Origin of the sequence: Intrasporangium chromatireducens Q5-1 (assembly GCF_000576575.1) — a bacterium.
Lineage (GTDB): Bacteria > Actinomycetota > Actinomycetes > Actinomycetales > Dermatophilaceae > Intrasporangium_A > Intrasporangium_A chromatireducens.
Genome location: NZ_AWQS01000100.1, coordinates 1 through 14,518, shown reverse-complemented (window position 1 = coordinate 14,518; position 14,518 = coordinate 1). Strand labels below are relative to the sequence as shown.

Annotated in this window: 18 protein-coding genes; 9 read left to right on the top strand and 9 right to left on the bottom strand. The window is 70.3% G+C overall.

Features of this window, described 5'->3' with window-relative positions:
- The first annotated feature begins 24 nt into the window (after nt 1-24).
- The 7 genes from N864_RS12550 (at nt 25) to N864_RS12520 (ending at nt 6,087) form a co-directional block, all read left to right on the top strand.
- Nucleotides 25-963: a cation diffusion facilitator family transporter gene (locus N864_RS12550; RefSeq protein ID WP_034717185.1), complete on the top strand. Its 939-nt coding sequence runs from the start codon at nt 25-27 to the stop codon at nt 961-963.
- Nucleotides 964-1,145: 182 nt separating this feature from the next.
- Entirely contained in the window at nt 1,146-1,421 is a 276-nt protein-coding gene (locus N864_RS12545; RefSeq protein ID WP_205620937.1) for a hypothetical protein, read from the top strand.
- Nucleotides 1,418-2,245: a ZIP family metal transporter gene (locus tag N864_RS12540; RefSeq protein WP_034717179.1), complete on the top strand. Its 828-nt coding sequence runs from the start codon at nt 1,418-1,420 to the stop codon at nt 2,243-2,245. The genes N864_RS12545 and N864_RS12540 overlap by 4 nt, the downstream gene beginning before the upstream one ends.
- Before the next feature lie 126 nt (nt 2,246-2,371).
- On the top strand, nt 2,372-2,818 hold the full coding sequence (locus tag N864_RS12535) for a hypothetical protein (RefSeq protein WP_155892924.1): 447 nt from the start codon (nt 2,372-2,374) through the stop codon (nt 2,816-2,818).
- A gap of 133 nt (nt 2,819-2,951) precedes the next feature.
- On the top strand, nt 2,952-4,691 hold the full coding sequence (locus N864_RS23670; RefSeq protein ID WP_051518531.1) for a HAMP domain-containing sensor histidine kinase: 1,740 nt from the start codon (nt 2,952-2,954) through the stop codon (nt 4,689-4,691).
- 6 nt (nt 4,692-4,697) lie between these two features.
- Entirely contained in the window at nt 4,698-5,435 is a 738-nt protein-coding gene (locus N864_RS12525) for a response regulator transcription factor (protein ID WP_051518530.1), read from the top strand.
- 286 nt (nt 5,436-5,721) lie between these two features.
- Nucleotides 5,722-6,087, top strand: a complete 366-nt coding sequence (locus N864_RS12520) for a hypothetical protein (RefSeq protein WP_051518529.1) — start codon at nt 5,722-5,724, stop codon at nt 6,085-6,087.
- A gap of 44 nt (nt 6,088-6,131) precedes the next feature.
- On the opposite strand, the gene N864_RS12515 is transcribed toward N864_RS12520, so the two are convergent.
- From N864_RS12515 to N864_RS12500, 4 genes are all read right to left on the bottom strand, one after another.
- On the bottom strand, nt 6,132-6,914 hold the full coding sequence (locus N864_RS12515; RefSeq protein WP_051518528.1) for a cation efflux transmembrane domain-containing protein: 783 nt from the start codon (nt 6,912-6,914) through the stop codon (nt 6,132-6,134).
- Nucleotides 6,911-7,279, bottom strand: a complete 369-nt coding sequence (locus N864_RS12510) for an ArsR/SmtB family transcription factor (protein WP_034717192.1) — start codon at nt 7,277-7,279, stop codon at nt 6,911-6,913. Before N864_RS12510 ends, N864_RS12515 begins: the two co-directional genes overlap by 4 nt.
- A 293-nt stretch (nt 7,280-7,572) precedes the next feature.
- The gene (locus N864_RS12505; protein ID WP_034717176.1) at nt 7,573-7,764 is read right to left on the bottom strand and encodes a YegP family protein; all 192 of its coding nucleotides are present in this window, start codon (nt 7,762-7,764) and stop codon (nt 7,573-7,575) included.
- A gap of 302 nt (nt 7,765-8,066) precedes the next feature.
- Nucleotides 8,067-8,417, bottom strand: coding sequence for an ArsR/SmtB family transcription factor (locus N864_RS12500; RefSeq protein ID WP_051518526.1), 351 nt, complete (start codon nt 8,415-8,417; stop codon nt 8,067-8,069).
- 90 nt (nt 8,418-8,507) lie between these two features.
- On the opposite strand from N864_RS12500, the gene arsM reads away from it, so the two are divergent.
- Nucleotides 8,508-9,299 carry an arsenite methyltransferase gene (gene arsM / locus N864_RS12495; RefSeq protein WP_034717174.1) on the top strand — a complete coding sequence of 264 codons (792 nt, stop codon included), beginning with the start codon at nt 8,508-8,510 and terminating at the stop codon, nt 9,297-9,299.
- Here arsM and N864_RS12490 read toward each other — a convergent pair.
- Genes N864_RS12490 through arsB form a run of 5 tightly spaced genes read right to left on the bottom strand, consistent with a single transcriptional unit; the run spans nt 9,289 to nt 13,728 of the window.
- Nucleotides 9,289-9,705, bottom strand: a complete 417-nt coding sequence (locus tag N864_RS12490) for an arsenate reductase ArsC (protein ID WP_034717172.1) — start codon at nt 9,703-9,705, stop codon at nt 9,289-9,291. The genes arsM and N864_RS12490 overlap by 11 nt on opposite strands.
- Nucleotides 9,706-9,758: 53 nt before the next feature.
- Nucleotides 9,759-10,394, bottom strand: a complete 636-nt coding sequence (locus N864_RS12485; RefSeq protein ID WP_051518525.1) for an arsenate reductase ArsC — start codon at nt 10,392-10,394, stop codon at nt 9,759-9,761.
- On the bottom strand, nt 10,387-12,183 hold the full coding sequence (arsA, locus tag N864_RS12480; RefSeq protein WP_034717186.1) for an arsenical pump-driving ATPase: 1,797 nt from the start codon (nt 12,181-12,183) through the stop codon (nt 10,387-10,389). The genes N864_RS12485 and arsA overlap by 8 nt, the downstream gene beginning before the upstream one ends.
- Complete coding sequence (gene arsD, locus N864_RS12475; protein ID WP_034717170.1) at nt 12,183-12,605, bottom strand: arsenite efflux transporter metallochaperone ArsD; 423 nt, start codon at nt 12,603-12,605, stop codon at nt 12,183-12,185. The genes arsA and arsD overlap by 1 nt, the downstream gene beginning before the upstream one ends.
- Nucleotides 12,598-13,728 (bottom strand): ACR3 family arsenite efflux transporter, encoded by a 1,131-nt coding sequence (gene arsB, locus N864_RS12470; RefSeq protein ID WP_034717169.1) that lies wholly within the window; start codon nt 13,726-13,728, stop codon nt 12,598-12,600. Before arsB ends, arsD begins: the two co-directional genes overlap by 8 nt.
- A 134-nt stretch (nt 13,729-13,862) precedes the next feature.
- Between arsB and N864_RS12465 the strand changes: the two genes are divergently transcribed.
- Entirely contained in the window at nt 13,863-14,219 is a 357-nt protein-coding gene (locus N864_RS12465; protein WP_034717166.1) for an ArsR/SmtB family transcription factor, read from the top strand.
- The last annotated feature ends 299 nt before the right edge of the window (nt 14,220-14,518 follow it).

The window sequence follows — 14,518 nt, the reverse complement described above, 5'->3', positions numbered from 1 at the left end:
CGCCGACACAAGGAAGGTAAACCAGTGAGCCACGGACACGGACACGGGCACGGACACGGCGGTGGAGGCTCGGCCGCCGGGGCCCATCGCTGGCGCCTGCAGCTGACCTTCGGGCTGGTCGCCACCTTCTTCGTCGTCGAGCTCGTCGTCGGGCTGACCTCCCAGTCGCTGGCGCTGATCAGCGATGCCGGCCACATGGCGGCCGACGTCGTGGCCCTGGGCGCCGCCCTTGTGGCAACCCGCATCGCTACCCGGACGGACACCACGGGCCGGCGGACCTTCGGCTCCTACCGCGCCGAGGTCTTCGCCTCCGGTCTGGCCGTCCTGCTCATGCTCGGCGTGTCGGTCTACATCTGCATCGAGGCGATCGGGCGTATCGGGGGCGAGCCCGAGGTCGCCTCCGGCCCGATGCTGCTCGTCGGAGCGCTCGGACTCGTCATCAACCTCATCAGCATCGTGCTGCTGCGCGCCGGCGCCGACGAGAGCCTCAACATCAAGGGGGCCTACCTCGAGGTCCTGGCCGACACCCTCGGCTCCGTCGGCGTCATTGCGGCCGCGATCTTGGTGCGCTCCACCGGCCAGGTGTGGTGGGACACCGTCGTGGCCCTGGCCATCGCCATGTTCGTCGCCGTCCGCGCCGTCATGCTCGGACGCGAGGTGCTCGCTGTGCTCGGCCAGCACGCCCCGGCGGGCATGCACCCCGACGAGGCCGAAGAAGCCCTCTCGCAGATCCCAGGGGTCGTCGAGGTTCACGATCTGCACGTGTGGACACTCACGTCGGGCATGAACGTGGCCACCGCCCACCTCGTCACCGCTGACGCGAGCCCCGGCGAGCCCTCAACAGACTCCGCCACCATCCTCTCGGCGGCCACCGCCGTCATGCGCGAGCGCTTCGGCATCGAGCACGCCACCTTGCAGGTCGAACCAGCCGGCTCCAGCGCGTGCGCGCAGACCTCCTGGTGACGAACAGCCACCCCGTCCGCAGAGGGACGGACGGGGTATCCGACCCCCAACGACACCATCGCCCGAGACGGAAGGTCGAGGTACCCACGCCAGCCGGGGCGACTGCCGCGATCCAGCCGACCCGACGCCGGTCACGCCTGTACACCTCTGCTCTCGCCGCTACCGTGCTCGCGCTCAGTGCGGTGTCGGTGACCGTGGTCACCGGCCGGCCGGCCCTCGCGGCGTCACGAGCCCTCGCCCCGGCGTCCCTCATCGCGGACGCGGCGCGCACGCAAGGCCCGACCACGCCCGCTGACACCCTCCCCGGGTCGGGCGACCAAGACCCCGCCCACAGCGCCCCTCCTGCCGCCGAGCCGAAGGACCACTCCCGGGTATGGGCTGCCACCACGGCGCTGCTCCTGACAAGCATGCTCGCCCTGTGGCTGCGTGACCGGGCCCGACGAAAGGACAGCCGATGAGCGCCGTGACCCAAGCGCTGACCCTGGTCGCGTTCCCAGTGGCGGCGGCCGCCGCCGGCACAGCGGTCTCCATCGTGCGGCCGCCCGGGCCTCGGCTCGTCAGCGCCATCCAGCACTTCGCAGCCGGCGTCGTGGTCGCCGCCCTGGCAGGGGAGGTCCTACCCAGCCTGCGCAGGGAGGGAAACCTGCCGTACGCCGTCATCGGGTTCACCGCCGGCGTGGCCGTCATGCTCGCCATGGCCGCCTACTCCCGCCGGCAGGAGTCCGCGTCGGCCTCCCAGTCTGAGCGCACACGAGCCGCGGCGGCGGACATGCAGCCCCGAGCGGAGCACGCGCGAGGCCTGTCCACCTCCGTGACCCGCCAGGTCGCTCGCAGGGCGGCGGTCGCCCTGCCGCTCGGCCTGCTCGTCGCCGTCGGCGTCGACCTCGTCATCGACGGCCTCCTGGTGGGGCTAGGCGCAGTCCTCGGCTCCGCGCAAGGGATCATCATCACCCTCGCCCTGACTCTCGAGATCCTGTTCCTGTCCCTGTCACTGGGTAGCGAGCTCACCGAAGCGGGCCTCAACCGCGGGCAGTCCGCCGCCACCGTCGTCGGCCTGGCCCTGTTGACGGCCGTCGGCGCCGTCGGAGGAGCCGCGCTCCTCGCTGGGGCCGGCCCTGCGACGCTGGCCGTCGTCCTCGCCTTCGGCGCTGCCGCCCTGCTCTACCTGGCCGTCGAAGAGCTGCTCGTGGAGGCTCACGAGCAGATCGAGACGACCGCCCTGGCCGCGATGTTCTTCCTCGGCTTCCTCGCCGTCTACGTCCTGGGCGAGATCGCCAGCTGAGACCGGGGTTGCGCCACCCCTCCAGTCCGCCTCGGGCCGCCCCACATCTGCATGCCGTCTGCACACAGCCAGCATCGACGCTGCATGCGCGCAGGGTCCACTGGAAGTGGAGGAAAGGAGCACATGATGAAGCACAGAACAGCAGCAGTAACCGGTCTCACCGCCCTCGTCCTTGCCGGCAGCGGAGTAGGCATGGCGGCGGCCAACGAACACCTACCCTTCACCCACTCGGACACGGCCCCGGCCGCAACCGTGCAGTGCCCGACCGGGCACACCGGCACGGCGACACGCACCACCGCGGTGACGCGGCTGCCGCAGCTCGCGCCCGCCCACGCACAGGCGACCCACCGGACCCACGACGACCAGCCGCCAACCGCGGTGCAGGGCCACACGGTGACCATCCGTCCGCAGGCCACGGCCTCTCACCACCCGACGGTCAGTTCTGCTCCGCACGAGCACGGGACCGTACACCGGCCGGACGCCACCCAGCAGCCGCGAACGACCCCGGCTCAAGCCACGACGACCGGAGACCACCACGGCGAGCACGCTGAACACGGGCAGGACTGCGGTTGACCAGGACATCAGCGCGCATGCCTGACCGAGGGTGCGCCGGCCGGCACGGCTCCGGCTCGGGGCCAAAGGCCCTACATGCCGACCGGCGAAGCCTCATAGCCTGACGGAGCGGACGCTCCGCGAGGAGGCGCAGATGACCACGCGAGGCCACTGGTTCGGCAGTCTCGGCTGGAGGCTGCTGGCTGCCTTCCTCACCGTCGCGGTGGGCGCGGTCGCCGTGCTGACGCTCGTAGCAGTGGTGTCGGTGGACCGGAGAACGTCCGCTCTGGCGGACGAGCAGCGAGCCGCCCTGACCAGTCAGATAGCGGCCGCTCTCGCCGCCGCCTACGTGAACGGTCGCGGCTCCTGGCGACCGAACGACCTTGTCGCGACCCAGTCCCTGGCCGCCGCCCACGATGCCCACGTCACCGTCCGGGACAGCACCGGCCACGAAGTCACCACGCTCGAGGCCGGCCACCACGACGGCAGCTCGGGGTCCGTCACCCCCGCCCCTCCGGCCACCAGCCCTGGGCCATCGCCCACTCCAACGACCACCACACCGCCCACCCCCGGCGAGCCGCACCACGACGAGTCGATGCCTTCCGTTCCTCAGTCCCGGCAGCCACGGGACGCCGCCCGGGATCCCGACGCCGGGCTGCTCGCGACCGCCCCGATCGCGCCCGTCGCCGCCACCGCGACAAACCGTCCACCGCAGTCCGCATCCTCCGGAGCAGCGTCGGCGAACATGACCCCGTCTCCGCGGACGAGCTCGCCACCGACTCCGCCCCCGAGCCCGCCGGCGCACGAGCAGCCCACCGTCGTCACAGTGCCCATCGTCGTCAACGGCACGCAGGTGGGAACCGCTGACCTCACGTTGCCGGCAGGAGCGGACTCGACAGTGACCGCCGCTCGTGACGCGCTGCTGCGCACCGTCGGGCTGGGCGCAGTCGCAGCCGTGCTGCTCGCGGCAGCCGCCGCCGCTTTCGTTGCCCGGCGGATGTCCCTGCCGCTGACGGCACTGGCCAGCGCAACCCGGTCCTTCGCCCGCGGCGACCCGAACCCGGAGCGGCTCCTGCGCCCGGCACCCGGCGAGCTCGGCGAGGTCGCACGCTCCTTCACCGCAATGGCAGCAACGGTTCGCCGCCAGGACGAGCTGCGCCGGGCCGTCGTCGCAGACGTGGCCCACGAGCTGCGCACCCCGGTCACGATCCTGCGCGGACAGACCGAGCAGCTCCTCGACGGCGTAGCCGCACCGACCACCGCCCGGCTGGTGTCACTGCACGACGAGGTGCTGCGCCTCGAACGACTCACCGACGACCTGGCCACGCTCTCCGCCGCAGACGCCGCAGGCCTCGATCTGCACACCGACCGGGTGGACTTAGCCACGCTGACCCGCGGCGTCGTGACCTCGATGGACGCCACCTTCGAGGGCGCGAGCCTGCACGTGGACGTGGCAGCCGGGCACCCGGTGTTCGTCGACGCGGACGCCACCCGGCTCACCCAGGTCATCACCAACCTGCTCACCAACGCCGCAAAGTTCACCCCCGTCGGAGGCGCCGTGACGGTCACGGTCGCGCGCAAGGACGCTGACGCCCTCCTCGTCGTGGCCGACACCGGACCCGGCATCCCGGCCGACGAGCTGCCGCACCTGTTCGAACGGTTCTGGCGCGGTCGGGCGGCGGGACCTCGCGCGGGAAGCGGCATCGGGCTGGCGATCGTCCACGCCCTCGTCACCGCCCACGGCGGGACGGTCACCGCCGAGAGCCCCAGCGGGGGTGGCGCACGCTTCACCGTACGTCTCCCGATCAGGACGTCGCCGGGACAGCCGCATGATCCCGTCGACCCCCTGGCTGACGCGCGCGCGCCCCTGCAGCCGCCCCCGGTGAGGAGGTGAGGCACAGTGCCGTGTGTGCTGGTCGTCGAGGACGAACCGAAGATCCGAGACCTCCTCCGCTCCTACCTCGAGCACGACGGGCTCACCGTGCTCAGCACCGGCCTCGGCGCCGAAGGCATCACCCTGGCCCGGCACGCCCAGCCGGACCTGCTCCTGCTCGATCTGCGCTTGCCCGACGTGCCCGGCGAGGAGGTCGCCCGAGAAGTCCGCTCCTTCAGTCGCCTGCCCATCCTCGTGCTCACCGCCAAAACGAGCAGCGAGGAGCGCATCCGCGGTCTCGAGCTGGGCGCGGACGACTACGTGACCAAACCCTTCAGCCCCCGCGAGGTGGTCCTGCGAGTCCGCGCCATCCTGCGCCGCACGGCACCGGCACAAGCCGACAACGACGACGGCCCGGCCTCGTACGGCGACGGGGAGGTCGTCCTCGACGAAGCGCACCGTTACGCCGTCGTGCGCGGGCAGCCGGTGGAGCTCACCACCACGGAATGGAAGCTCCTCGCAGCCCTGGCGTCGGCGCCGCGTCGGGTGTTCTCGCGCTACGAGCTCATCAACCGCGCCCGGGGGTATGAGTTCGACGGCTACGAACGCACCGTCGACTCCCATGTTCGCGACCTTCGAGCCAAGATCGAGCTCGATCGGCACCACCCACGCATTCTGGAGACCGTGGTCGGCGCCGGGTACCGCTTCATGCCCCGGCGAGACCCAGCAGGGCCGCCGGAGACTGCCGGGCCGACACCGACCTGAGCATGACGGTCCGAAGCCCGAGGGACGCTGCCGGGCGTGGCGCTGCCCCGCCCCCGCGTCGTCAGGTCAGCGTGACCCGGCATCCACGGGATGTCCGCGCAGCGGAGACGGCATGCGTGAGGTGCGGAGTCCGTCGAGGATGACCAAACACCTAGGCGCCCTCGTGTCCGACTGCCCCGACCTAGCCATCTGAACCGTGATGCAGTTCCTGAGGACCATGCCGCGCTCCGCGCGCTCGCGCCAATGAGCGATGGTTGTGGCTTGACCTTGCGAGCATGATGCTTGTGTGAACGTCGAACTGCTAGTGATCCCGCAATGCCCAGGCTTGGACGAAGCGGCGCGGTTGTTGCGGACTGCTCTGAATGACATCGGTCTGGCGCAAACGCCCTTCACGGTGGAGGTCATCGACACCGACGAGAGGGCCCGCTCCCGTGGCTTCGCGGGCTCACCGGCGTTCGTCGTCGACGGCGTCGACCTGTTCGCCAGTGCTGAAGCGGCTGGCTCGATGGCATGTCGGGTCTACTCGACCCCGGACGGTCTGCGGAACGTGCCCGCTGTGCGGGACCTTCGCCAGGCTCTGAAGGAGCAAGCGGCGAAGGCCGCGGGGTCTGACCGTGGACACCCCCGTAGTCACCGCCCAAGGGGCGTCTGACTCGCCGCTTCCGGGACAATGCTGGTGCGCGTGTCCCGAGGCCATCAGCGACCCTGTCCCGGGCGGGGACGGCTGTGGGGCGTCGATGAGGACGTGGCTGTTTCCGCGCCGTCGCAGCACCCATCGTCGCAGCTCGGCGCCTCACCACTGCCCCAGTCGGGAATCAAGGACGTCGGGCCGCACTCGCAGGCCTCGCCGCGCCAGGCCTCGATACCCTCGCGGACCGCGACACCAGCGATGACCAGCGCCGCGACCGGGTCCGCCCAGGACCAGCCGAGGAGCGCGTTCGCGAGCAGCCCCAGCAGCAGCACCGCCGACAGGTAGGTGCACAGCAGCGTCTGCTTCGAGTCTGCGACGACGCTGCCGGACCCGAGCTGGCGGCCGGTGCGGCGCTGCGCCCACGACAGGAATGGCATCACCAGCAGCGACGCGGCGGCGATCGCGATACCCAGCGTGGACGGCGAGGCTTCCCCGGACCCGGTCAAGGTCCGGACGGAGTCGACTGTCACGTAGATGGCCAGAGCGAAGAACGAGACCGCGATCAAACGCAGCGCCTGCTTCTCCCGGGTCTCCGGGATCGGGTGCCGGAACTGCCACAGGATCACCAGGCCGCTGCCGACCTCCACCAGCGAGTCGAGGCCGAACCCAATGAGTGCCGCCGAGGACGCGGCAGCGCCCGCTGCCACCGAGATTGCGGCCTCCAGCATGTTGTAGCCCACCGAGGCGCCCGCCAGCAGCTGCGCCCGACGCCCGAGCTGACGCCGCCGCTCCAGCGACAGCGCAGTCGAGGGGGCAGCCGCCGTGCTCTCGGACCGCTCGGTGCTCATGGCCGAGCCGCGTTCCCGTAGCGAGGGCACAGCACGACCGCGTCGCCGGTCAGTCCGAGCAGCCGTTCCGCCGCGGCCAGCAGCTCCAAAGTCGCCTTCGGCTGCGCGAGCGCATACACCGACGCACGGCCCTGGGCCCGGACCGTGACAATCCCGCAATCCAGCAGACACGCCAGATGCCGGCTTACCGTCGACTGCGCCAGGCCCAGGTGCCCCGTCAGGTCGACCACCCGATGCTCACCAAGAGCGAGGTGCTGCACGATCGTCAGCCGGGACCGGTCACTGAACCCGTGGAAGAGGCAGGCTGCCGCCTCCACCGCACCAGCTTCACCGACGATCAAGTCATCAGCCTTACCGCTTATCATCGCCATTTCTGCATGTTATCAGCGGTATGACGGAACTTCTTCATGGGATCCAGAGACCATCGCGGCAACGTCCTCTTCTGCCGCGCGGAGGGCGTCGGTCCAGCCCCGATAATGGTCGCCTCAGTGCAACCAACGTTCGTGGTCGAGGGGGTGCGCGGACAGTGCCCTCGAGCACGCCGTCGCGCCCTGCTCGCTCGAGCACAGGCCGGCCTCACCTGAGCAGATCAGGACGCCTCAGGCAGCGGAGGCGACGTTCCCCGCACCTCCCGCTGAGGAGTGCAGGATCCTTCCGGTCAGTCCTTCTCGGCGGTCTGGTCCTCAAGTTCGGCCTGCGGCGCGCACTTCCTCACGGACTCGATGCCTTCCAAGCAGGCCCGATGGGTCTCGTAATGCTCACTGCTCGCGATCACCCGCCCGTTGGTGGCCACCAAGTTGAAGTGATAGCCCTTACCCGGCTGGTGGATGACGCGGAACTTCGCAGCCATGTCCTCTCCTTCTTGGCTTGCTGTTACAGGGTGCCGCGCTCGTACCCATCCCACGGCTTCGGCTACCCAGCTGACTTGGCGCCAGCGATCAGCTTGGCGCCAGGGAAGTCGGAGAGCCGGGCACCGTTGATCAGGGTGTCGTGCCTCCTTGCTCGGCTGCTAGGCGCCCAAGTCCGCTCATGCCACGTTGAGGGCGGCTACGCGTGGACGGGCCAGGCCTGTCCTTAATCAGTCATGGATGCGACCTTCGTCTCACGACACAGACGTCGACATAGAACGACCTGCCCGGTGCCTCAGGGCTGTCACCCGTGTGATCGTCCATTGAGTGCTTGTACGGCGCCAAGGACCTCCCGCCCACGCTCGGTGGCCCGGTAGTAGACCCAGGTGCCGCGCCGCTCCGAGTCGATGAGGCCGGCCTCGCGCAGCTTGCGCAGGTGGTGGGAGACCGTGGGTTGGGACACGCCCACGTCGGGCAGGTCGCACACGCACGTCTCGCCGGCTCCGGTGGCGAGCTGGGCGAACAACCGCAGCCGGACGGGGTCGGCGACGGCCTTGAGCACGGACGCGGTCCGCTCCGCGTCTTCGGGGGACAGCGCCGGGGATGTTGGCAGGGTACGAGCCGTGCTGACGTCCTGGAGCGGGATCAACTTCACCACGTATCTATATTGACAAACATCGAATCAAAGTGCCACTCTCCCTGTATCGACAACTGTCGAATCAGCAACGATCAAGGAGTGGTTCACGTGACCGAGCAGACTGACGTCCGAGAGATCGTCCGGGAGCGATACGCCGAGTCCGCACGGCAACTGGCCGTGGCACGCAGCGGATCCTGCTGCGGACCCAGCGCGTCGTGCTGCGGTGCGAGCCCCATGGACGCCAACGTCGCCGCGGACGGGACGGTGGTCTTCGGGGCCGGACTGTACTCCGAAACGGAGGCCGAGGGGGCGCAGACCGCAGTGGAGGCGTCGCTCGGGTGCGGTGTGCCCACCGCCGTGGCCGACCTCCACGAGGGTGAGACGGTGCTCGACCTCGGCTCCGGCGCCGGCGGCGACGTGCTGATCTCGGCCCGGCGGGTCGGCGCGTCGGGTCGGGTGATCGGGCTCGACATGACGACCGAGATGCTCGAGCTCGCCCGCAAGAACGCGGCCGAGGCCGGCGTCACGAACGTCGAGTTCCTCCAGGGCTATCTCGAGGCCATCCCGCTGCCCGACGCCTCGGTGGACGTGGTGATCTCCAACTGCGCCATCAACCTCGCCGCGGACAAGGGCGTCGTCCTGGCGGAGGCGGCGCGGGTGACGCGCCCCGGGGGACGGTTCGCGGTCTCGGACGTCATCGCGGACCCGGACATGGACGAGGCGACCCGCGCCGACATCGCGGCCTACACCGGGTGCATCGCCGGGGCACTGACCGAGGACGACTTCCGCGACGCGCTCACCCGAGCTGGGTGGACGGACGTCGAGGTGCGCCCGACCCACCGCGTGCACGAGCACGCACAGTCGGCCATCATCCGCGCCGTCCGCGCCGTCAACTCCTGACCGGGCTGACGCCGAGGGAGTCCATCAGGGCCAGAATGCGGGCCTTGATCTCGTCACGGATCAGGCGGACGGACTCGAGGCCCTTGCCTGCGGGGTCGTCCAGCTCCCAGTCCTCGTAGCGCTTGCCGGGGAAGATCGGGCAGGCGTCGCCGCAGCCCATCGTGATCACGACATCGGACTCCTGCACCGCCTCGGTGGTGAGCACCTTGGGCCGCTCGGCGGTGATGTCGATGCCCTCCTCGGCCATCGCCGCGACGGCTGAGGGGTTGACCTGGTCGGCGGGCGCGGAGCCCGCCGAGCGGACCTCGACGTGTCCGCCGGACAGGGCGGTCAGGTACGCGGCGGCCATCTGGGAGCGGCCCGCGTTGTGGACGCAGACGAACAGGACGGAGGGCTTGTCGGTCATGGGTTCCGGGGCTCCTGATGGACGTGTCGGCTGGCGGGCGGGGGTCTGGTGGGTCAGAGGTCGAGGTCGCGCAGCAGCGCGGTGACGCGCGCCTGGATGTCGTCGCGGATGTCGCGGACGACTTCGAGGGGCTGCCCGGCGGGGTCGGCGACGTCCCAGTCGAGGTAGCGCTTGCCCGGGTAGATGGGGCAGGCGTCGCCGCAGCCCATGGTGACGATGACGTCGGCTGCCTGGACGACGCTGTCCGACAGCGGCTTCGGGTAGGCCTCGGCCAGGTCGATGCCACGCTCGCGCAGGACGGTGATGGTGCTGGGGTTGAGCTCGCCGGTGGGCGCCGAGCCGGCGGACCGGACGTGCACCCGCCCGGCGGACAGGTGCTCGGCCAAGGCGGCTGCGATCTGGGAGCGGCCCGCGTTGTGGACGCAGACGAAGAGGATCTCGGGGACCTGTTTGGCGATCCGGCCGTCGGCCTGCGCCGCGGCCTGTAGCTGTTCCTTGGCGTGGCGGGTGGCGAGGATGGGTAGGTAGTCCGGGATCTTGGAGACCGGCTCGAGCGACTCTCGCGCCTCGGTGACGGCCCGTTGCACGGCCTGGCGGGAGAAGACCCCGTCGTAGGCGTAGGCGAGGTCGTCGACGACGCGCTCCCAGATGGTCGGCTTGGCGGTGGGGGTCCCGACGTCATCAGGCATGGACGAGGTTCCCTTCGGGTAGGGCGTGGGTGAGCGCGGACAGCGCTGTCGTGCCAACGGGTTCATGGGCGAGCAAGGGCAGGATCGCCACGCGTGAGGCGAGTTCGGCGACCCGGCGCAGCGAGGGTGCCTCCGCGGCGGCACGAGCTCGCAGGAACGGTGAGGTGAGGTGGGCGGCGGTGAGGCTGGTGTTGACCACCCACGCGAACGGGGTGATCCCGGCCCGGGCCAGGTCGACCTGCAGCTCCTCGGCCTCCAGGACCGGGGTCGTCTCGGGCAGGGTGACGAGAACGACCTTGGTCTGGTGCGCGTCCTGCAGCCGCATCAGCGGGGTCGTGTAGTGCGCGCCCGGGCTCATCTGGCGCACGATCTCGCGATGGTAGGAGCCGGTCGCGTCCAGCAGGAGCAGCGTGTGGCCCGTGGGGGCGGTGTCGAGCACGACGAACTGCTTGCGCGAGCGGAAGACGACCTGGGAGAACTGCTGGAAGACGGCGACCTCGTCGGTGCACGGTGACTTCAGGTCCTCGGCCAGCACGGCCCGGCCGGCGTCGTCGAGCTTGGCGCCCTTGCTCGCCATCACCCGCGACCGGTAGTCGGTGATGGCTCGCTCCGGGTCGATCCGCGAGACGCTCAGGTGCGGCACGTCGGCGCCGAGGGTCTCGCTCAGGTGGGCGGCCGGGTCCGTCGTGGTCAGCAGCACCTCGTGACCGCGACGGGACAGCTCGAGCGCGACCGCCGCCGCGACGGTCGTCTTGCCGACGCCGCCCTTGCCCATGCACATCACCAGCGCGGGTCCGTCGGCCGCGAGCTCGTCGACCAGGGACCGCAGGTCGGCGAAGCCGTCGGGCAGAGCCGGGGGCGTTCCTTCCGTTGTTGCCACCAGCACCGCCGAGACCAGCGTCGGGTCCAGCAGCGCCCGCAACGCCGGGGTGCTCACGGTGTTGAACGGCAGCAGCGGGATGGTCGTGCGTGGCAGGGCGGCCAGAGCCGGCGGCAGCTCGTTCAGGGCGGCCTGCTCACGGTCGGCGACAGCCGCAGCCAACGGGTCGTCCTCGAGACCTGTCGGCAGGACCCCGTTGACGACCAGGTGGGCGTCGTGCATGCCCAGCTCGACCAGCTCGTGCAGGGTGCGGGCTGCCTCACGCAGCGAGGAGGCCTGCGGCCGCGTGACCAGCACCAGCCGTGTGCGCGCCGGGTCCGTCAACGTGGCCAGCGCTGCGGCGTAGTCGGTTCGTAGCCGGTCCAGTCCGGCGACCGGCCCGAGGCAGGAGACGTCGCCCTTGCCGTCGGCCAGGTATGACGTCCACTCGCCGGGCAGCTGCAGCAGGCGGATCGTGTGCCCGGTCGGGGCGGTGTCGAACAGGATGTGCTGGCAGCTCTCGGTGAGGGCATCGTCGGCCAGCAGCGCCGCGAACTCGTTGAAGGAGGCGATCTCGGTGGTGCAGGCCCCGGACAGCTGCTCGGTCATCGCGGCGATCTCCGCCGCGGGCAGCAGGTCCCGCACCGGGTCGATGATCGCGGCCCGGTGGGCGTCGGCCGCCTGTTGCGGGTCGATCTCGATCGCGTCCAAGCCCGGAACGCCGGGAATGGCGGTGATCCGGTTGCCGATCGTCACGCCGAAGACCTGGCCGACGTTCGAGGCCGGGTCCGTGCTGACCAGCAGGACCCTGGCGCCGTTCTCGGCCAGGCGGACGGCGGTGGCGCACGCCAGGGACGTCTTGCCGACCCCGCCCTTGCCGGTGAAGAAGACGAACCGGGGCAGTTCCTGCAGGTACGTCAGCGCTGACATCAGCAGCACCCCTCTCCCGGCCCGGGTGCACAGGACGACGCTGGCCCCGTGGAGGCCGTGACCAGGGGCAGTCCGGCCCGAGTGCCCTGCTCCGCCGGCGACGGGTCGCCGGTGCCGGTGGACACGCCGGCGAACCGCTGCAGCTGCTCCCTGCTGGGGTAGCGCCCGGTCAGGACCGTGACGCCGTCGACTGTCGTGACCGGCAGGCCCTCGGACCCGGCCAGGTGCAAGAAGGCGCGAATGCCCTCGTCGCGGACGAACGCGTCCGGGTCGCTGGCCAGGTTGTGTCGCCACACTGAGCCGCCTGCGTCGGCGACGTTGGCGAGATCGGCGGTGAAGGTCACCAGCGTCTGGTCGAGGTCTGGGCCGCAGACCCCGGTCTGGCAGCACAGGGCTGGTTCGTAGACGTGGACGTCAGGCATGGTCTTTCCTTTGAGCGATGGCTGGCTGGTGCGGGAAGCGGTCCCGCAGCCAGAGGCTGACGTAGACGAGGCCGACCAGGACGGGCACCTCGATGAGCGGGCCGACGACTCCGGCCAGCGCCTGTCCGGACGTCACCCCGAAGGTCGCGATGGCCACAGCGATGGCGAGCTCGAAGTTGTTGCCGGCGGCGGTGAACGCCAGGGTCGTGGTCCGTTCGTAGCTCATCCCGAGGGCCTTGCCGAGCAGGTAGCCCCCACCCCACATGAGCGCGAAGTAGGCGAGCAACGGCAGCGCGATCCGGGCCACGTCGAGCGGGCGGCTGGTGATCTGCTCGCCCTGCAGCGCGAAGAGGATCACGATCGTGAACAGCAGGCCGTAGAGCGCCCACGGACCGACGCGGGGCAGGAAGCTCCCCTCGTACCAGTCACGCCCGCGCGCCTTCTCGCCCCACACCCGGGACAGGTAGCCGGCGAGGAGCGGGACGCCGAGGAAGATCAGGACGGACTTGGCGATCTGCCACGCGGACACGTCGAGGGTGGCCTGTTCGAGACCGAGCCAGCCGGGCAGGACCGACAGGTAGAACCAGCCGAGGCCCGCGAACGCGATGACCTGGAAGATCGAGTTGAGGGCGACCAGAACGGCGGCAGCCTCGCGGTCGCCGCAGGCCAGGTCGTTCCAGATGATGACCATCGCGATGCACCGGGCCAGGCCGACGATGATCAGCCCGGTGCGGTAGGCCGGCAGGTCGGGCAGCAGCAGCCAGGCCAGCGTGAACATCAGCGCCGGCCCGACGAGCCAGTTGAGCACGAGGGAGCTGACGAGCATCTTGCGGTCGGCGGTGACCGTGTCGAGCCGGTCGTAGCGCACCTTGGCCAGCACCGGGTACATCATCACGAGCAGCCCCAGCGCGATCGGCAGCGAGACGCCGTCGACCTCGACCGCGCCGAGCGCGTCCCCGAGACCCGGCACGCCGCGGCCGAGGAGCAGGCCTGCGGCCATCGCGACCCCGATCCACAACGGGAGCCAGCGGTCGAGGGTCGACAGGCGCGCGGCGACCTGGTCGGTCGCCGGTTCGTCGGGACGTAAGCCGCTGGGCTGGGTTACGTCGGCGTGCTGGCTCATCGTGGGGTGACCTCTCGCTTCCATCGGGTGGTCCGGCTAGGCTCAGCGTTCCAGCCAACATCGATCTATGTCAATATTGACGGTGTTCGATAGAGGGTAGAGTGAGCAACGAGACAACGGAAGGCGAACGTTCGATGGTCCAACCAGTCCTGCTTCAAGGCACCCTGCTAGAGGGAGCCATCGGCAAGTGCTGCGGGGCCCCAACCCGGGCACCGCTCACGCGGCCCGAAGCCGAGGAAGTCGCGGCACTGCTCAAGGCCGTCTCGGACCCGGCCCGACTCCAGCTGCTCAGCATCATCCGCTCCGCCGGTGACTGCTCCGCCTGCGTCTGCGACCTGACCCCGGCGGTCGGGCTGTCGCAGCCGACGGTCTCGCACCACCTCAAGGTCCTCACCACGGCCGGTCTGCTCACCCGCGAGCAGCGTGGCACCCAGGCCTGGTTCACCCTCGTACCTGAACGGTTGGACCAGCTGGGGCAGATCTTCGCCTGAACTTTTCAGCAGCTGCGGGTTCCTCGGACCGCGCCACCGCCCTGCTTCATGATCTCGACGCCCCACCGAAACGTCCTCAACTGCCGCGTTGAGGGCGGCTCCGCTCGCCCGGTCATGCCGCGGATGGTGCGCGATCGTGCCGTTAGTGGGACGTTGCGATCCTGCCGAGGACCGGCGTGTCGGCTAGGGCGTGTCTGCTAACCATCGGGGGTTGGGTCGGGAATCGTGGCCCTCGTGCTTCGCGATGGTGTGATCAGTGACCAGTTGTGGGACGTTCTCGAGTCGGTGATGCCGCAGGA

Bases quoted from the DNA above. Each gene is read 5' to 3' on its own strand.
- arsD (WP_034717170.1), bottom strand. From the start codon at position 12,605: ATGCCTGACGTCCACGTCTACGAACCAGCCCTGTGCTGCCAGACCGGG.
- N864_RS12510 (WP_034717192.1), bottom strand. From the start codon at position 7,279: ATGATAAGCGGTAAGGCTGATGACTTGATCGTCGGTGAAGCTGGTGCG.
- N864_RS12515 (WP_051518528.1), bottom strand. From the start codon at position 6,914: ATGAGCACCGAGCGGTCCGAGAGCACGGCGGCTGCCCCCTCGACTGCG.
- arsA (WP_034717186.1), bottom strand. From the start codon at position 12,183: ATGTCAGCGCTGACGTACCTGCAGGAACTGCCCCGGTTCGTCTTCTTC.
- arsB (WP_034717169.1), bottom strand. From the start codon at position 13,728: ATGAGCCAGCACGCCGACGTAACCCAGCCCAGCGGCTTACGTCCCGAC.
- N864_RS12535 (WP_155892924.1), top strand. From the start codon at position 2,372: ATGAAGCACAGAACAGCAGCAGTAACCGGTCTCACCGCCCTCGTCCTT.
- N864_RS12540 (WP_034717179.1), top strand. From the start codon at position 1,418: ATGAGCGCCGTGACCCAAGCGCTGACCCTGGTCGCGTTCCCAGTGGCG.
- N864_RS23670 (WP_051518531.1), top strand. From the start codon at position 2,952: ATGACCACGCGAGGCCACTGGTTCGGCAGTCTCGGCTGGAGGCTGCTG.
- N864_RS12490 (WP_034717172.1), bottom strand. From the start codon at position 9,705: ATGACCGACAAGCCCTCCGTCCTGTTCGTCTGCGTCCACAACGCGGGC.
- N864_RS12485 (WP_051518525.1), bottom strand. From the start codon at position 10,394: ATGCCTGATGACGTCGGGACCCCCACCGCCAAGCCGACCATCTGGGAG.
- N864_RS12465 (WP_034717166.1), top strand. From the start codon at position 13,863: ATGGTCCAACCAGTCCTGCTTCAAGGCACCCTGCTAGAGGGAGCCATC.
- N864_RS12505 (WP_034717176.1), bottom strand. From the start codon at position 7,764: ATGGCTGCGAAGTTCCGCGTCATCCACCAGCCGGGTAAGGGCTATCAC.